The sequence below is a fragment of the Cognatiluteimonas telluris genome (assembly GCF_011320095.1).
Lineage (GTDB): Bacteria > Pseudomonadota > Gammaproteobacteria > Xanthomonadales > Xanthomonadaceae > Cognatiluteimonas > Cognatiluteimonas telluris.
Window position 1 is genome coordinate 56,703 of sequence record NZ_JAANOY010000008.1, and the last position, 14,743, is coordinate 71,445.

12 protein-coding genes are annotated in these 14,743 nt (G+C 68.0%); 4 read left to right on the forward strand and 8 right to left on the reverse strand.

Going from position 1 to position 14,743, the window contains the following annotated elements:
• The first annotated feature begins 84 nt into the window (after positions 1-84).
• The gene (locus tag G7B67_RS06600; protein WP_166209775.1) at positions 85-540 is read left to right on the forward strand and encodes a hypothetical protein; all 456 of its coding nucleotides are present in this window, start codon (positions 85-87) and stop codon (positions 538-540) included.
• 116 nt (positions 541-656) lie between these two features.
• Here the strand turns inward: G7B67_RS06600 and G7B67_RS06605 are convergent, their stop codons facing one another.
• Positions 657-1,727, reverse strand: a complete 1,071-nt coding sequence (locus G7B67_RS06605) for a GSCFA domain-containing protein (protein WP_166209778.1) — start codon at positions 1,725-1,727, stop codon at positions 657-659.
• Positions 1,728-1,737: 10 nt separating this feature from the next.
• Positions 1,738-2,595 carry a WcbI family polysaccharide biosynthesis putative acetyltransferase gene (locus tag G7B67_RS06610; RefSeq protein WP_166209781.1) on the reverse strand — a complete coding sequence of 286 codons (858 nt, stop codon included), beginning with the start codon at positions 2,593-2,595 and terminating at the stop codon, positions 1,738-1,740.
• Between the two features lie 156 nt (positions 2,596-2,751).
• Between G7B67_RS06610 and G7B67_RS06615 the strand changes: the two genes are divergently transcribed.
• Positions 2,752-3,540 carry an ABC transporter permease gene (locus G7B67_RS06615; protein WP_166209784.1) on the forward strand — a complete coding sequence of 263 codons (789 nt, stop codon included), beginning with the start codon at positions 2,752-2,754 and terminating at the stop codon, positions 3,538-3,540.
• A gap of 2 nt (positions 3,541-3,542) precedes the next feature.
• A complete protein-coding gene (locus G7B67_RS06620) occupies positions 3,543-4,601 on the forward strand; it encodes an ABC transporter ATP-binding protein (RefSeq protein WP_166209787.1) in 1,059 nt (352 codons plus the stop codon).
• A gap of 57 nt (positions 4,602-4,658) precedes the next feature.
• Here the strand turns inward: G7B67_RS06620 and G7B67_RS06625 are convergent, their stop codons facing one another.
• From G7B67_RS06625 to G7B67_RS06650, 6 genes are all read right to left on the reverse strand, one after another.
• Positions 4,659-7,967 (reverse strand): glycosyltransferase, encoded by a 3,309-nt coding sequence (locus tag G7B67_RS06625; protein ID WP_166209790.1) that lies wholly within the window; start codon positions 7,965-7,967, stop codon positions 4,659-4,661.
• Positions 7,968-7,988: 21 nt separating this feature from the next.
• Complete coding sequence (locus G7B67_RS06630; RefSeq protein ID WP_166209793.1) at positions 7,989-8,978, reverse strand: sulfotransferase family protein; 990 nt, start codon at positions 8,976-8,978, stop codon at positions 7,989-7,991.
• The gene (locus G7B67_RS06635) at positions 8,978-10,159 is read right to left on the reverse strand and encodes a cystathionine gamma-synthase (protein WP_166209796.1); all 1,182 of its coding nucleotides are present in this window, start codon (positions 10,157-10,159) and stop codon (positions 8,978-8,980) included. Before G7B67_RS06635 ends, G7B67_RS06630 begins: the two co-directional genes overlap by 1 nt.
• A 58-nt stretch (positions 10,160-10,217) precedes the next feature.
• On the reverse strand, positions 10,218-11,588 hold the full coding sequence (locus tag G7B67_RS06640; protein ID WP_166209799.1) for a pyridoxal-phosphate dependent enzyme: 1,371 nt from the start codon (positions 11,586-11,588) through the stop codon (positions 10,218-10,220).
• Positions 11,589-11,800: 212 nt separating this feature from the next.
• On the reverse strand, positions 11,801-12,019 hold the full coding sequence (locus G7B67_RS06645) for an HP1242/YdcH family protein (RefSeq protein WP_166209802.1): 219 nt from the start codon (positions 12,017-12,019) through the stop codon (positions 11,801-11,803).
• Positions 12,020-12,377: 358 nt separating this feature from the next.
• Entirely contained in the window at positions 12,378-13,412 is a 1,035-nt protein-coding gene (locus G7B67_RS06650) for a DUF4398 domain-containing protein (protein WP_166209805.1), read from the reverse strand.
• Positions 13,413-13,505: 93 nt separating this feature from the next.
• On the opposite strand from G7B67_RS06650, the gene G7B67_RS06655 reads away from it, so the two are divergent.
• Entirely contained in the window at positions 13,506-14,624 is a 1,119-nt protein-coding gene (locus tag G7B67_RS06655) for a PilT/PilU family type 4a pilus ATPase (protein WP_166209808.1), read from the forward strand.
• The last annotated feature ends 119 nt before the right edge of the window (positions 14,625-14,743 follow it).

The window sequence follows — 14,743 nt, forward strand, 5'->3', positions numbered from 1 at the left end:
TGGACATGGCCGGTAGGGCACCGTGGCGACAGGGCGCCGGCGCGCGCATGCTATCATCGGCGGCTCACGACTGGCCCCGATGACATGCCTAGATTCCTGCTTCTCGGCGCAATGCTGGTGGTTTCGATGGCGGGCTGCAATCGCCCGGCGACCGCACCCGGGGCAGGCACGACGACGGCCACCGACCAGACGCACGCCGCGGCCGCGCCGGCCAGGCGTCCAGGCAAGCTGACAGCCGCGCAACTGGAACAGGTCGCCGCTTCGGGCAAGACCGGTTTGTGGTCGGAGACGCCGGAAGTCTGCACCAGTCGCAAGTTGCGCAAGCCATTCTTCGTGGTCTGGAACGTGCAGCCGTCCGGCGCCCGGAACGTTGTCCTGTACCTGGTCCAACGCGCAGGCGAACGCCGGGTGACGCGCGGCGGAGCCGTTGGTGGACAGAGGCTTGGCCGGTGGGTACGCCCGGGCACGACGCTGCTGCTGCGCGATGCGGACAAGAAGACCGAACTGGGCAAGCTCGTCGTCGGTGGCAAGCACTGCTGATCGCAAGTGCGTGGGTGCCCGCCGACCACAGGCGGCCCGACGCGCGCGGCGAACGGTGCGCGCGCATCGGCTGGCACGCTGGAATCGCGGTCGGCGGCCTGTCCCGGGCGCGCGGCTTACTCCCGGATCTGGTCGATGGCTTCCTCGTCGCAGATGATCTCCCCGGCGTCGGCGTCCTCGAGCGCGGCCGGCAGGGGCATGCCGGTTGCGGCGCCTGCCGGCTGGCTGCCGGCGAGGTAGTGGCGCGCGAAGCAGCGCATCACGTGGGCGACGCCGGCCTCGGTCACCTCGCGCGCATCGGGCTGGTAGTACATGCCGGCGTTGAAGCTGCCGGTGATGATCTCGAACGACGGAAAGTAGTCCACCCAGTCGAATTCGCGGACGACGCCCTCGGCGGCCACGCGCAGCACGGACTTGCTGTAGGTCGTCGCGGTCAGGACGTGGCGATCCTCGAATGTCGCGATCAGCGGCACCGGGGAAACCGTGAGCAGCACGCGCACGCGTGGATTGACCGCGCGCAGCAGGCCCAGGAACGCACGCAGGTCGGCGACCGTTTCGGCGACGTCGAAATTGACGAACTCATGCCGGCCCGGATCGTATTCGCCCGCGGTCACGCCGGGGGCCAACGGGAAGACGGCGCCGTCCTGGCGCGAGCGCCAGCCTTCGGTCAGGCCCAGCGTGAACACGAACACGTTAGCCTGCCCGAACATTTCCCGCACGGCCGCCAAGTGCGAGGCGCGGTCGGCGTGCAACGCGTCCAGCGTTGTGAAGCCGCCCTCCTCGACGTTGGGCCGGTAAGGGTCGGCGTAGTGCCCATCCGGCCGGATCCAGTGATCCTCGGCCGGCATCCAGTCGCCATGGGCGCGCTGGAACAACTGCAGCAGTTGGCGCACGGTGTAGAGATTGCCGAAGCGGGCGGAAAACACTCCGTAGCCGCGGGCGCGCGCCTGCTCGGGGGTGGCGCCCCGGAGCCGTTCGGCGATGAAATAATTGAACCCGGCGGCCTGCAGCTTGCGTGCGATGTGCTGGGCGAAACAGCTGCCGGCGGTCGCGACCTTGTCCTGGCGCCCGATCGTGAAGCGCGCGGCGACCACCGGATCGAGCAGGTGGCGTTCGACCGTGGAGACAGCGCGGCGCCAGAAGTGCGCCGGCGACAGGTCGGCATACGGATTGCGGGGGCGGCTCATCGTGGGGCCCTCATAGCGCCTCGAGCACGCGCTCGAGCGACGCGCGATGCATCTTGTGTGGCTGCACTTCCTTCCGGGACCGGCTTTCGAGCAGGTCGTAGCTGGCATCGATGAACGCCTGCAGCCCGATGCAGCGGTACTGCGTCGGCAGCTTGAACTGGTAGGAGCCCGGCACGCCCAGGGGTTCGGCGATCTCGTCGTAGACAGGGAAAATCGGTCCGTTCATCAGGTTGTCGTGCGGTACCAGCGCGCCCGGTACCGTCGGTACGCCTTCGCAATCCAGGACGCTGCGGGCGATGTCGCTGACGACATCGATTGCCGGATGGTTGACCGAATGCATGAACGGCCGCCGCAGCGACCAGCCGCGGAAATACCGGCCGGTGTCCAGGCCGGCATCGTCGAATCCCGCCAGCAGCCGCTGCTTGGCAGGCTCCCAGCGCTCGAAATAGCCGAAGTCCTCGTAGCGACGCGGATCGAACAGCCCGCGCACCTGCCTGCGCGGGATGCCCTTTTTCCACGCCGCGGTGATCAGCTTGGAGTGGTAGTCGCCCATCACTCCCTTCACCACTTCCCCGGCGGAACCGTCGAGGTAGCACAGGTCGGGATGGTAGGCGTCGAAATACGGCACCGGCAGTGTCCTGACCCGGCCGACGCTGGCGAAATCCACCTTGGCGTTGCGCACGAAGTGCGGTGCGGTCAGGATCAGGTCGAAATCGGCCAGGCGCCGCTTGTAGCCGCCGAAATCCTTCTGGAAGCGGCCGAAATCGACCGATTCGACCTCCAGTTCCGGGGCCTGCAGCTGCATGCAGTTGGCCAGGCCGATGTTGGTGCAGTTGAAGACCAGCAGCCACTTGCGCGTCGTCGCCACGCCCGCTCCGGGGTAGGTTTCCAAGTCTGGGAGGACGCGCCGCGGGCCCGCAGCGGTCGCCGCCGGCGGCATGCCAGGCAGGCCTGAGCCCTGCGCCACTTTCGAGTATAGCCCCTGCCTGTTACAGTCCCGCGCCTTGTTTTGCGCCGTGTGTTGATGACCCAGTTCGCCGCCGCCGTCCAGGATTGGTCGAAGTCGTTACGGCTGCTGCCGCTGTGGACCAACCTTGCGTTGGAGGACCTGCGGGACCGCTATCGCCGGACCGCGCTCGGGCTGACATGGATCTTCACCTCCTTCGCCCTGTTCGTCGGGGTGAAGGTCTTCGTGTTCGGCCAGCTGACCAGGGTCCCGGCGGCGGAATTCGGGATCTACGTCACCCTGGGCTTCGGCCTGTGGTCCTACGTCAATGCCATGGTCGTGGATGCGTGTACCGCGTACATGCATTCGCGACCCTGGATCCTGGGCACCTCGACGCCGTATCCGGTGTTCCTGCTGCAGACGGTGTTCCGCAACTGGGTGGCCTTCGCGCTGATCCTGCTAGTGATGATCGCCTCGCTGGCATGGAAGACCACGCCCTGGACCTGGGGCAGCCTGACGGCGATCCCGGCATTGGCGGTGTACGTCCTGTCCTCGCTGTGGCTGGGGGCGATCTTCGCGCCGCTGTGCGCGCGTTATCGCGACCTCTACCACACGGTGCAGACTTCGATGCGGCTGATTTTCTTCGCCACGCCGATCCTGTGGATGCCTTCGACCAGTGGGCGTCTGGCACTGCTGGCGCACCTGAACCCGATCGCGCACTTCATCGCCATCGTGCGCGAGCCGCTGATGTACAACCGCATTCCCTACGAAAGCTGGCTGGTCGTGCTGGCGATCAACGCCGCCGGGCTGGTCATCGGTGCCGTCGTCTACGCCACCACGCGCAAGCACGTCGCGCACTGGGTCTGAGCATGTTCCTGAGCGCCGAGCACCTGTCGATCGACTTCCCGCTCGCGGTCCAACGCAGGGGCCAGGCACGCGCCCAGGCGCCCGGCGCGTCGCCGCTGGGCGGCACCATCCACAACGCCCGCGGCAGGTCGTTCGTGCGCGCGATCGACGATGTCTGTTTCGAGCTCGGCAAGGGCGACCGTCTGGCGCTGGTCGGACACAACGGCAGCGGCAAGTCGACCCTGCTGCGCGCGCTGGCAGGCATCTACCACCCCACCCAGGGCATCGTGCGCAGCAGCGGCCACGTCTCGGGCATCTTCAACATGTCGCTGGGCTTCCGCCACGAAGCCTCCGGCTACCGCAACCTCGTGCTCAAGGGGATGATGGCCGGCCGCACGCGCGCGCAGATCGAAGCGGCGATGCCGGAAATCGCCGAGTTCACCGGCCTCGGGCCGTACCTGGACATGCCGTTGCAGACCTATTCGCAGGGCATGGCGATGCGGCTGGCCTTCGCCGCGACCACCGCGTTCAGCAACGACATCCTGGTGATGGACGAGTGGATCGGGGCCGGCGACGCCGGGTTCCAGGAAAAGATCATCGCGCGCATGACCGATTTCCTGCATGCCTCGACGATCATCGTGCTTGCCTCGCACAGCACCGGCCTGTTGCGGCGGATCGCCAACAAGGCGATCTGGCTGGAGCATGGCCGCATCCGCATGGCCGGCGATGTCGACGTCATCGATGCCTACGAGGCCAGCATCGCGCCACAGGGACCTTCGGCGGAGATCCGCAACCTCGTGCACTCGCGCAGCGGGATGTGGTGGTTGCCGGCGGCGCCTGGCTCGTTGTCGATCGGGCACCTGCTGTGGAACTACGCCGATGCACCGAACGACCTGCAGCTCTTCGTCGAAGGTCCGGATGGCACCCGGCAACTGGTGCGCAACAGCATCGAGCGCGCGGGCGCATGGCAGGCGCCGGACTGGGTGCGCGCGGGATTGCGGTTCGAGATCGCCAGTCGCCAGCAGCCCGAACCGCTGGGGCAACTGTCGATTCCAAAAGCGGTGAAGGCGACCCGGGCCTAGCGTCGGTCGCGCCTTCCCACGCGCGTCGCCGGATTCGACTTCACGATGGGTCCCGCCCTACGGTGTTTCCCGGGCGCCTGCCGGCTGGCCGTGGCCGAGCAGTTCGCGCATGCGGCGATGGGCGCTGGCACGCGAGGTCACCTCGTGCGCATAGGCCAGGCCTGCCTCGGACAACGCCCGCCAGCGCGCATCGTCGGTGAGCAGGGTCACCACGTGCCGCGCCAGCGCCTGTGGGCTGTCGCCGACCAGCACGTCGCGATCCGGCGCCAGCCCCATGCCTTCGGCGGCGACCGGCGTGCATACCACCGGCAAGCCGCGCGCGAGGCTGCCGGCGACCTTGCCCTTCGCACCCGCGCCGTAGCGTAGCGGCGCGATGCTGACGCGGCGGCGATCGAGGAAACCGTCGAGGTCGTCGACGAACCCGACCGCCTCCACGCCACGCGTCCGCGCCAGCGCGCGCACGTCCGGAGGCATGTGGCTGCCGACGATGTACAGCCGCGCATCGGGCACCTGTTCAAGTACCAGCGGCCAGACCGCCGCGACGAACCAGGCGATCCCGTCGGCATTCGGCGGATGGCGGAAACCGCCGACGAAACACACGCCCTCGCGCACCGACAGCGGCGCCACCTGCGCCGCCGGATCGTGCACCAGCGGGAACAGCACGATCCGCGACGCCGGCAGCTCGCGCTGCAGCAGCGCCTGCTCATGGTCCGAATGCACCAGCGCGACGTCGACCTTGCCGATCACCGCCAGCTCGCGATCGCGCGTCTGCCGCGCGCGCGCTGCTGCGGCGGAGTCGGCATCGAGCTCGGCCTGGCGCATCTCGCGCAGGTAGTGCAGGTCGGCATTGAGGAAGACCACCCGCGCCCGGGGATAGGCACGGCGCAATGCATCCAGGTGCCTGGCCGCGACGCCGAAGCGGTGCAGGAAGATCACGTCGAACGGGTCTTTGCGCGCGGACAGGAACGCCCGCATGTTGGCGAAGGCCGGATGGTGGATGGCCTCGATGCCCATGCGCTGCAGGTCGCGCGTATGCCGGCCGACGTGGGCGAAGTTGTCTTCGGGGATGAAGGTGACCTTGTAGCCGTTGGACAGGAACGCCCGCATCACCTCGAAGGCGACCAGCGAGCCGGCGTCTTCGTCCGGCGTCGGCGTGCAGTGGTCGATGAACAAGGCGCGTCGGGCGATGCGGCGCTCCTTTTCCAGCTCCGGTTCGACCGCGTTGTCGCGGTGGCTGGCGAGCGTGGTTTCCCATCGCGCGTGCAGCTTGCGCAGGTTGTCGACCTGGTAGGCCTTGGCGCCGGCGCCAAGGTCCGTGCCCGAAGTGACGCCCTCGAAATGCAGCAATTGCGACAACGGCTGCACCACCGTGCGCAGGCCGTGCGCACGGACGCGGAATGCGAGGTCCGCATCCTCGGCATACGCCGGCACGAACAGTTCGTCGAAGCCGCCAAGTTGCGTCCACAACCCGGTGCGCAGCGCGATCGAGGCGCCGGAGATGTAGTCGACATCGCGCAGGTATCCGAATTCAGGCCGTCGCGGGTCGTCCAGGCGACCGTAATTCCATGCCGAACCGTCGCGCCAGACGATCGCCCCGCACTCCTGCATCCGGCCATCGGGGTAGACCAGCTTGGAGCCGACCAGGCCGATGCCGGGATCGGCGTCCAGCGTGCCGATCAACTCGTCCAGCCAGCCCGGCAGCACCAGCGTGTCGTTGTTGAGGAACAACACGTGGCGACCTGCCGCGTGCGCCGCGGTGGCATTGCAGTTGCGCACGAAGCCCAGGTTCTGCGCATGGCGGACGTGGCGCACGCCGGCGATCGGCACCGACAGCGCGGCCGCGGTCGCATCGCTTGAGCCGTCGTCGCCGACAAGCACCTCGAAGCGGTAACGGCTGGCGTGCGCCATCAGCGCGTCCAGGCAGGCGAGCGTGAACGGCGCCTGGTTGTAGACCGGCACCACGATCGAAACGTCGGGGGGGCCATCGGCCCGGGGGCGCTGGCCTGCACGCAGCGCGATCGCCTGCGCCCAGGCCACCGCCTCGTCCTGGCTGCAATCGACCTGCTTCATCGCCGCCGGCTGCTGGCCGGGAATCGGCAGGTGGAATTGCTCGATGCGCGCGATTACGTCGATCGCGGTGGCTTCGCCGAACTCCGCGGACAGGAAGCGTCGCAGGCCGGCGTGGGCGCGCGGCTGGCGGACGTTGCGCAGGATGCCGTCGACGATCAGCGGATCTCCTCGCCGCAACAAGCGCATCAGCGCCCGCAGCGGCCGTGTCAATGCCCAACTGCGGCTGTTCAGTACGGTCGCCAGCTGCGCGCTCAACTCGCGGTCGCGCGCGACGTAATCGTCCTGGGTGCGTTGCAACTGGGCATCGGCCTGCTGGTAAAGCTCGAGCGCGCGGTCGCGCTGCGCGCCGAGGTCGGCCTGGGTCTGCGCCAGCCGCGCCTCGGTGTCGTAATAGATCTCCAGGGCGGCATTGCGTTCGCCCAGCGCCTGGTCGCGCTCGGACTCGGTCTCCCGCTGCCGGCGCGCGCGATCGCCCAGCAATGGCGCGAACATGGCACCGGCCGCCGCGAATTCATCATTGACCGCCGCCAATGACGCCAGCGGAGGCGCCTTCCCTTCGGCCGCGGCCTGGCACCATTGCCAAACCTCGTCCGCCCAGTGCGCCAGTGGTCCCAGCAACGTGGGCTGTGCGCGATGCGGCGCAGGCGACCGCAGGAATGCCTCGACCTGTTGCGAGCCGGCGTCCGTGCCTGGCCATGCGAAGGATTGCTCGCCGGCGATACGGTCGGTCGTCCCACGCCAATCCGCCAGCAACTGCGCGTAGGTGATGAAGCTGGCACCGCGCGCGCTGGCCCGCGCCGCCGCGAGCGCATGCCCGACATACAGCAATCCGGCGCTGGCGGCGCTGGTGACGTCACGGGTGGCCAGCGATGCGACCACGTCCTGCCAGGGGCGCATGATGACGACCGGGCGCAGGCTGATTCCCGCTGCCCGCATCGCCCCGTCCCAGAACTCGAGCAGCAACGTGCAGCGGGGATCCTTCAGGACCAGCAGGGGCGCGTCGCCAAACTCCCGCGCGACCAGTTCACGCGCTTCGTCCTGGAATCGCCCAGCGATGGACGCCGCTTGCGGAAGCTGCCATGCCGCCCAGGGATCGTCCCATGTGAGCCCGTACGCCTCCAGGATCCGCGTATTGAGCGCCACCACAGCCTCGGGCTCCCAGTAGCCGCTGGCATTTCCGGCATTGGCCGGCAGCAGGTGCTCGGGCAGGCGCGCGCCACGCAGGGAGCACACGCGGGCCAATGCCGAAGTGCCGGCACGGTGCATGCCGATGATCACGATCGCAGTGCGGGTCACGCCGGTCTCCGTCGCGTGGGATCAGACGATCGAACGTCCATGGCAGTAATCCGCCAGGCGCTGCTCCAGTACCTGCATGGCGAGTGCTTCGGTTTCGTCGCCGGGTGGCCGCTGGGACACGGCGTCGTATACGGCCTGTGCATCGCTGAAAGCCCGGCTCTCCCTGAGCAGGGCGAGGTTCTTCGCGCGTTTGTCGTCGACTTCCGAGGAATTGACCTTGCGCTGCAGGGGCAACAGGCAATCGGCCGAGAAGGGCTCGTCGAGGAAGCCGCAGAGTTCGCGGAACAGCGCCTCCGGTTCCTGCGCGAGGCGGTGGAAATCGAGGCGGAACACGCGCTCCCGGCCCATCCCGCGCTCGGCATACCAGGCATTCTCGGTATGGGCCACCCAGGTCGCCAGGCCCTGCTTGAGCGATTGCGGCTCGGCACCGACCTGGTCGAAGCCCTCCAGCGAGGTCGCCACCTCGTCGGGTCGGCGCAGGTTATGGATGAAGCGGGCGTGCGGAAACAGCTTCGCAAGCGCGGCGATGAAAAAACTGTTCATCGGCGTGCCATCGATCCAGCGTTGCTTCGGATCGTCGCCGCGGCGCCGGATGTGCATCGGTTCGCGCAGCTGCGCGGGCGACAACTGCCAGCCAGCCTGCGTGGACGCTTCGCCGTACACGCGTCGGCACCGGTCGGCGTAGGCGTCATGGACGACGGCATCCACCGCTTCGCCGATCCTGGCCATGAAGCGATCGAGCGGAAATTCGACGTTCGACAGGTGCGAGTAGCGCCCGCGCTCGGATCCCTTGGCGTGCGAGAGCACGCTGCCGACCGCGAGGCTGGCGATCCACGCGGTCTCCGGCATGGACTGGATGTTCGGATGCTGGCCGAGCGCCCAGGTGGTGATCGATGTCCCCGACCGCGGCGCACCGATGATGAAGATCGGCCGCACCACGCGCCCCCCGCGGCCGTTGCCCGCTGCGCCCGCCGCATCGGACGGGGAGCCTTCCCCCGCTGCGGTCGCCATCAGGCCAGCGCCGACTGCAGGTCCTGGCGCAAGTCCTGCAACGACTCCACGCCGACGCTCAGGCGCACCAGGTTGTCGTCGATGCCGAGCACCGCGCGGCGCTCGACCGGCACCGAGGCGTGGGTCATCACCGCCGGGTGGTTGACCAGGCTCTCGACGCCGCCCAGCGACTCGGCGAGCGTGAACAGCTCGGTGCGCTCGCAGAAGCGCCTGGCGCCCTCGAAGCCGCCCTTGATCCAGATCGAGACGATGCCGCCGAATCCGTCCATCTGCCGCGCCGCCAGGGCGTGTTGCGGATGCGATTCCAGGCCCGGATACACCACCTTCTCGATCGCCGGATGGGTTTGCAGGAATCCCGCCAGCGCCTGCGCGTTGTCGCAATGCGCGCGCATGCGCAGGTGCAGCGTCTTCAGGCCGCGCAGGGCGAGGAAGCTGTCGAACGGCCCCTGCACCGCGCCGACGGAGTTCTGCAGGAACGCAAGCTGCTCGGCCAGTTCGGCGTTGTCGCCGACCACCACCATGCCGCCGACCATGTCCGAGTGGCCGTTGAGGTATTTGGTCGCCGAATGCACGACCAGGTCCGCGCCGTGTTCGAGCGGGCGCTGCAGGATCGGCGAGGCGAAGGTGTTGTCGACCACCACGCGCAGGCCGCGCTTGCGCGCGATGTCGCTGATCGCGCGGATGTCGACGATCTTGAGGGTCGGGTTGGTCGGGGTCTCGATCCAGACCAGCTTCGTGTTGGGCTTGATCGCGGCTTCGAATGCCTGCGGATCGGTCAGGTCGACGAAGCTGAAATCCAGCCCCGCGCTGCGCCGGCGCACGCGCTCGAACAGGCGGTAGCTGCCGCCGTAGACGTCATCCATCGCGACCACGTGGTCGCCGCTGTCGAGCAGCTCGAGCAGGGTCGCGGTGGCCGCCAGTCCCGAGGCGAAGGCGAAGCCGCGGCGGCCGCCCTCGAGTTCGGCGACGCAGCGCTCGTAGGCAAAGCGGGTCGGATTGTGGGTGCGCGAATACTCGAAGCCTTGGTGCACGCCGGGGCTGGACTGGGCGTAGGTGCTGGTGGCGTAGATCGGCACCATCACCGCGCCGGTCGAGGGATCGACCGACTGGCCGCCGTGGATCGCGAGCGTGCCCAGGCCCGGGCGCGGGGTCTTCGAGCCGGCGCCGCTGGAGTCGTTCATCTGTTCAGGACCTTGAAAATACGAGGGAAATTCTACCATCGGCGCGCCGCGGGCCCGGTTACTGCACGCGCCTGCGCAGGTAATTCAGCAGGTCGATGCGCGTGATCAGGCCGAGGAATTGCGCCCCGTCGGTGACGATCGCGACGTGGCCGCGATCGAACACCGGCAGCAGCGCCTCGATCGGCGACTTCACGTCCAGCCGGTCGAGCTTGCTGACCATCGCGGTGGACACCGGGTCGCGGAAGCGCGCCTCGTCGCCATAGACATGCAGCAGCACGTCGGACTCGTCGACGATGCCGACCAGTGCGTCGCCTTCCATCACCGGCAGCTGCGAGACGTCGTACAGCTTCATGCGCTGGTAGGCGGTCACCAGCAGGTCGTTGGGGCCGACGACGACGGTGTCGCGCTGCGAGAACGGGCGCAGGATCAGGTCGCGCAGGTCGCCGTGCTGCTCGCGTTCGAGGAAGCCGTTGTCCAGCATCCAGTAGTCGTTGTACATCTTCGACAGGTATTTGTTGCCGGTGTCGCAGACGAACACCAGCACGCGCTTGGGCGTGGTCTGCGCGCGGCAGTATTTCAGCGCGGCGGCCAGCAGGGTTCCGGTCGACGAGCCGCCGAGGATGCCTTCCTTCTCCAGCAGTTCGCGCGCGGTGAGGAAGCTTTCCTTGTCGGTGATGGCGTAAGCCTGCTTGACCCGCGAGAAATCCGAGATCGGGGGCAGGAAATCCTCGCCGATGCCTTCGACCATCCAGCTTGCGGACTTTTCGCTCAGGGTGCCGTCGTTGATGTATTCGGCCAGGATCGAACCGACCGGATCGGCGAGGATCAACTCGGTCTTCGGCGAGTGCGTCGCGAAGCAACGCGACAGCCCGGTCATGGTGCCGCTGCTGCCGCAGCCGAACACGATCGCGTCCAGGTCGCCGTCCATCTGCCGCAGGATTTCCGGACCGGTGCCGAATTCGTGCGCCGCGGGATTGTCGGGGTTGCCGAACTGGTTGATGAAGTAGGCGCCGGGCGTTTCCTGCGCGATGCGCGCGGCCAGGTCCTGGTAGTAGTCCGGATGGCCCTTGGCGACGTCCGAGCGCGTCAGCACCACCTGCGCGCCCATCGCCTTGAGGTTGAAGATCTTCTCGCGGCTCATCTTGTCGGGGACGACGAGGATGAGCTTGTAGCCCTTCTGCTGCGCGACCAGCGCCAGTCCGATGCCGGTGTTGCCGGCGGTGCCTTCGACCAGGGTGTCGCCGGGCTGGATGTCGCCGCGCTTCTCGGCCGCCTCGATCATCGACAGGCCGATGCGGTCCTTGATCGAGCCGCCGGGGTTCTGGCTTTCGAGCTTGAGGAACAGCGTGCAGGGGCCGGTATCGAGGTGCTGGGCCTGGACGATCGGCGTGTCGCCGACCAGGGCGAGCACGGAGGCATGGATCGGCATGGGAAATCCGGTGGGCCGCGGGCGGCGATCCGGGAATTATCGGCTGGAACGTGGTGGCACGTCAGCCGCGGGCGCGCGAATGCGGGAACGAAAAAGGGACGCAGGTGATCGACCGATCCCGGTCACCTGCGTCCCGTGGTGTCTTTCATACAGACCGCGGGCGGCGGCGACCGACGAGGAGGCCGCCGCCGCCCGCGACTAGGGAAGGGGCGTCAGTGGTGCAGGACGTCGTACAGGCGGGTCAGCCGATCCTTGGCCGCGAGCTTCTCGCGTTTCATCTGGGTCAGCCTCAGGTCGTCGACCGGCAGGACGCCCAGTTCGGCATCCAGCACCTGCTTGTCGAGCTGCTTGTGGCGCTGGTAGAGCTGCTTGAACTCGGAATTGCCCTGGATCAATGCCTCGACTTCCGTCTGCGGTTGCCCTTCGAACATGGAATCCTCCTTCAGCACATGAAGCAACGCCCCGGGCGGATGACTCGTCGAGTCGGCCATGGGGCGTTGGGGTGGAGCACGGGGTTGCGGACCTGGGCCAGCCTGCCGGCGGGCGCGCATCCCCGGGAGGCCTGCGCGCGGATGGAGCTTGCGGCGGCGTGTTCCGGAGAGGGGTCGAACGGGTCGGTCATCGGCAGGGCCCAGTGACCAGGCGGTGCAGGAATTCGCATCGCCTGGACCTTGACCCTACTCCTGCCGCCTGCCGCCGGCAAGGGACTTCCTGCCCGGTTTCGCGACATCGTCGAGGTATCCTGCCCGGACCGGGGGGCCATCCGGCGCTGGCGGACAAGCCTTTGTTTTACTTGCCTTTCTTCTTCGCGGGGTTGGCTTTTCCGGCAGCCGTCTTGGCCTTGTCGGCCTGGCTGCCGGCCATCAACGCGGCTTCCTGCCGGGCCAGGGCGGCCTCCTTTTCCCGGGCCGCCTTGAGCTTGGCCGCGGCCTGCGCGCCGACCGAATCGACCACCGCCTCGGCCTGTTCGCGCGCGGCCGCATCGGCGTCGGCCTGCTCGCGCAGGCGCTGGGCTTCCTCAGCCTGGACCTGGGCCTGGACGCGCAGCCGTTCGGCCTCCTGGCGAGCCCGTTCGGCTTCCTGGCGGCTGGCTTCGACCAGCCATTCGCTGCGCACGCGCTCCAGGCGGTCGAGTTGCTGGCCGGTGGCCTGGGTGCGGGCGGCGAGTTCGGCAATCGCCACCCGGCGCTCGGCCAGGCGGGCCTGCCCGGCCTGGTCGCGGGCGCGTGCGCTGGCCAGGGCGTCGAGCGCCTGGTGCGCGCGCAGGCGCTCGTACGCGGCGAAAGTGTTCAGGCGCGGATCGCTGTCCAGCTTCTGCAGGCGTGCGGCCAGCGCAGCGCCGGCATCGACGAGCTTGCCGGGGACCGCCGGTGGGGGCGCGGAAACTGGAATATCCAGCGCCGATGCCGCTGGCAGGTCGTCCTGCATCTGCAGGCGCTGACCGAGCTCGACCAGTTCATTGCGCTTCTGCGCGTAGCTGGCGCGGGTTTTTGCCGCATTGCTGCTGGCCAGCGCGAACTCGCCATCGGCGCTGGCGGCAATGGCCGCCGCGCGGGCGTCGGCGTCGCGGCCGCGCGCCATGGCCGCCTGCGCCTGCGCCAGTTCGGCGCGGGCCTGGGCGATGGCGTCGGCGGCATACTGGTCGGCGTCGGCATCGTTGGCCTGGCTCACGGCCTGCTGCGCCTGGGCCAGCTCGGCCGTGGGCGGCGGCAGGGTCGCGCAGGCGCCCAGCACCGACGCGCATGTGACGCAGGCCATCGAACGCGCAAGCCGTCGCGCGTTCGCATGCCCGCTGCGGAAGAATTGTGCGAAGCTTCGATTCATCGGGGTGCCGTGTGGCCGGAGGGGCGTCGCGCGGTCATTTTCATCAGCTTGTGCGTCGACCGCAATGGCGGCGCGATTTTCCGGGAGCGTGTGATGGATATCGGCTATTTCCTGAAGCTGATGACGGAGAAGAATGCCTCCGACATGTTCCTCACCACCGGTGCGCCGGTGTACATCAAGGTCGAAGGCAAGCTGCACCCGCTGGGCAGCACCGGGCTTCCGACCGGGATGGTGAAGAAAATCGCCTATTCGCTGATGGACGAAGGCCAGGTGCCGATGTTCGAGCGCGACCTGGAGCTGAACATGGCGCTGGCGCTGCAGGACGCCGGCCGCTTCCGCGTCAACATCTTCAAGCAGCGCGGCGAAGTGGGCATGGTGATCCGTGCGATCCGCAGCGTGATCCCCTCGATCGAGGAACTGCAGCTGCCGCAGGTGCTGAAGGAAATCATCATGGCCCCGCGCGGGCTGGTGCTGCTGGTGGGATCCACCGGCTCGGGCAAGTCGACCACGCTGGCGTCGATGATCGACTACCGCAACAGCACCACGTCGGGCCACATCCTCACCATCGAGGATCCGATCGAATACCTGCACAAGCACAAGCAGTCGATCGTCAACCAGCGTGAAGTCGGCATCGATACCCACGCCTTCCATAATGCGCTGAAGAACGCCATGCGCGAGGCGCCGGACGTGATCCTGATCGGCGAGATCCTGGACGCCGAGACCATGGAGGCGGCGATCGCCTTCGCCGAGACCGGCCACATCTGCCTGGCGACGCTGCACTCCAACAACGCCGACCAGACCATCGAGCGCATCCTCAATTTCTTCAACGAGTCGGCGCACAAGAACATCCTGATGAACCTGGCGCTGAACCTGAAGGCGGTGATCTCCCAGCGCCTGGTGGTCGGTGTCGACGGCCGCCGCATCCCGGCGTCCGAGGTGCTGATCAACACCCCGATGATCCGCGACCTGCTGCGCCGCGGGCAGATCCACGAGATCAAGCAGGCGATGGAGGAGTCGCTGGAATCGGGCATGGAAAGCTTCGACCAGTGCCTGTTCCGGCTGTACAAGGAAGGCCGGGTCGAACGCGAGGAAGCCCTGCGCGCGGCCGACTCGCGCGACGGGCTGGCGTTGAAGTTCCGCCTGTCCGAAGGCTCCAGCGGCGAGCACGATCCCTACGCCGACGTGTTCGGCGGCGTGTCCAGCGCGCACTGACGCTTTCCGTTGGACCGGCTCCAGCCGCGAGCCCTTCGCAAACGCGCGCAGAGCCAGCCCGAATCTTCACAGAACGGCATCGCCGCAAAGCTCGCGGCTCAAGCCGCTCCTACCCGATA

Bases quoted from the DNA above. Each gene is read 5' to 3' on its own strand.
- G7B67_RS06600 (WP_166209775.1), top strand. From the start codon at position 85: ATGCCTAGATTCCTGCTTCTCGGCGCAATGCTGGTGGTTTCGATGGCG.
- G7B67_RS06605 (WP_166209778.1), bottom strand. From the start codon at position 1,727: ATGAGCCGCCCCCGCAATCCGTATGCCGACCTGTCGCCGGCGCACTTC.
- G7B67_RS06615 (WP_166209784.1), top strand. From the start codon at position 2,752: ATGACCCAGTTCGCCGCCGCCGTCCAGGATTGGTCGAAGTCGTTACGG.
- G7B67_RS06620 (WP_166209787.1), top strand. From the start codon at position 3,543: ATGTTCCTGAGCGCCGAGCACCTGTCGATCGACTTCCCGCTCGCGGTC.
- G7B67_RS06630 (WP_166209793.1), bottom strand. From the start codon at position 8,978: ATGGCGACCGCAGCGGGGGAAGGCTCCCCGTCCGATGCGGCGGGCGCA.
- G7B67_RS06635 (WP_166209796.1), bottom strand. From the start codon at position 10,159: ATGAACGACTCCAGCGGCGCCGGCTCGAAGACCCCGCGCCCGGGCCTG.
- G7B67_RS06640 (WP_166209799.1), bottom strand. From the start codon at position 11,588: ATGCCGATCCATGCCTCCGTGCTCGCCCTGGTCGGCGACACGCCGATC.
- G7B67_RS06645 (WP_166209802.1), bottom strand. From the start codon at position 12,019: ATGTTCGAAGGGCAACCGCAGACGGAAGTCGAGGCATTGATCCAGGGC.
- G7B67_RS06650 (WP_166209805.1), bottom strand. From the start codon at position 13,412: ATGAATCGAAGCTTCGCACAATTCTTCCGCAGCGGGCATGCGAACGCG.
- G7B67_RS06655 (WP_166209808.1), top strand. From the start codon at position 13,506: ATGGATATCGGCTATTTCCTGAAGCTGATGACGGAGAAGAATGCCTCC.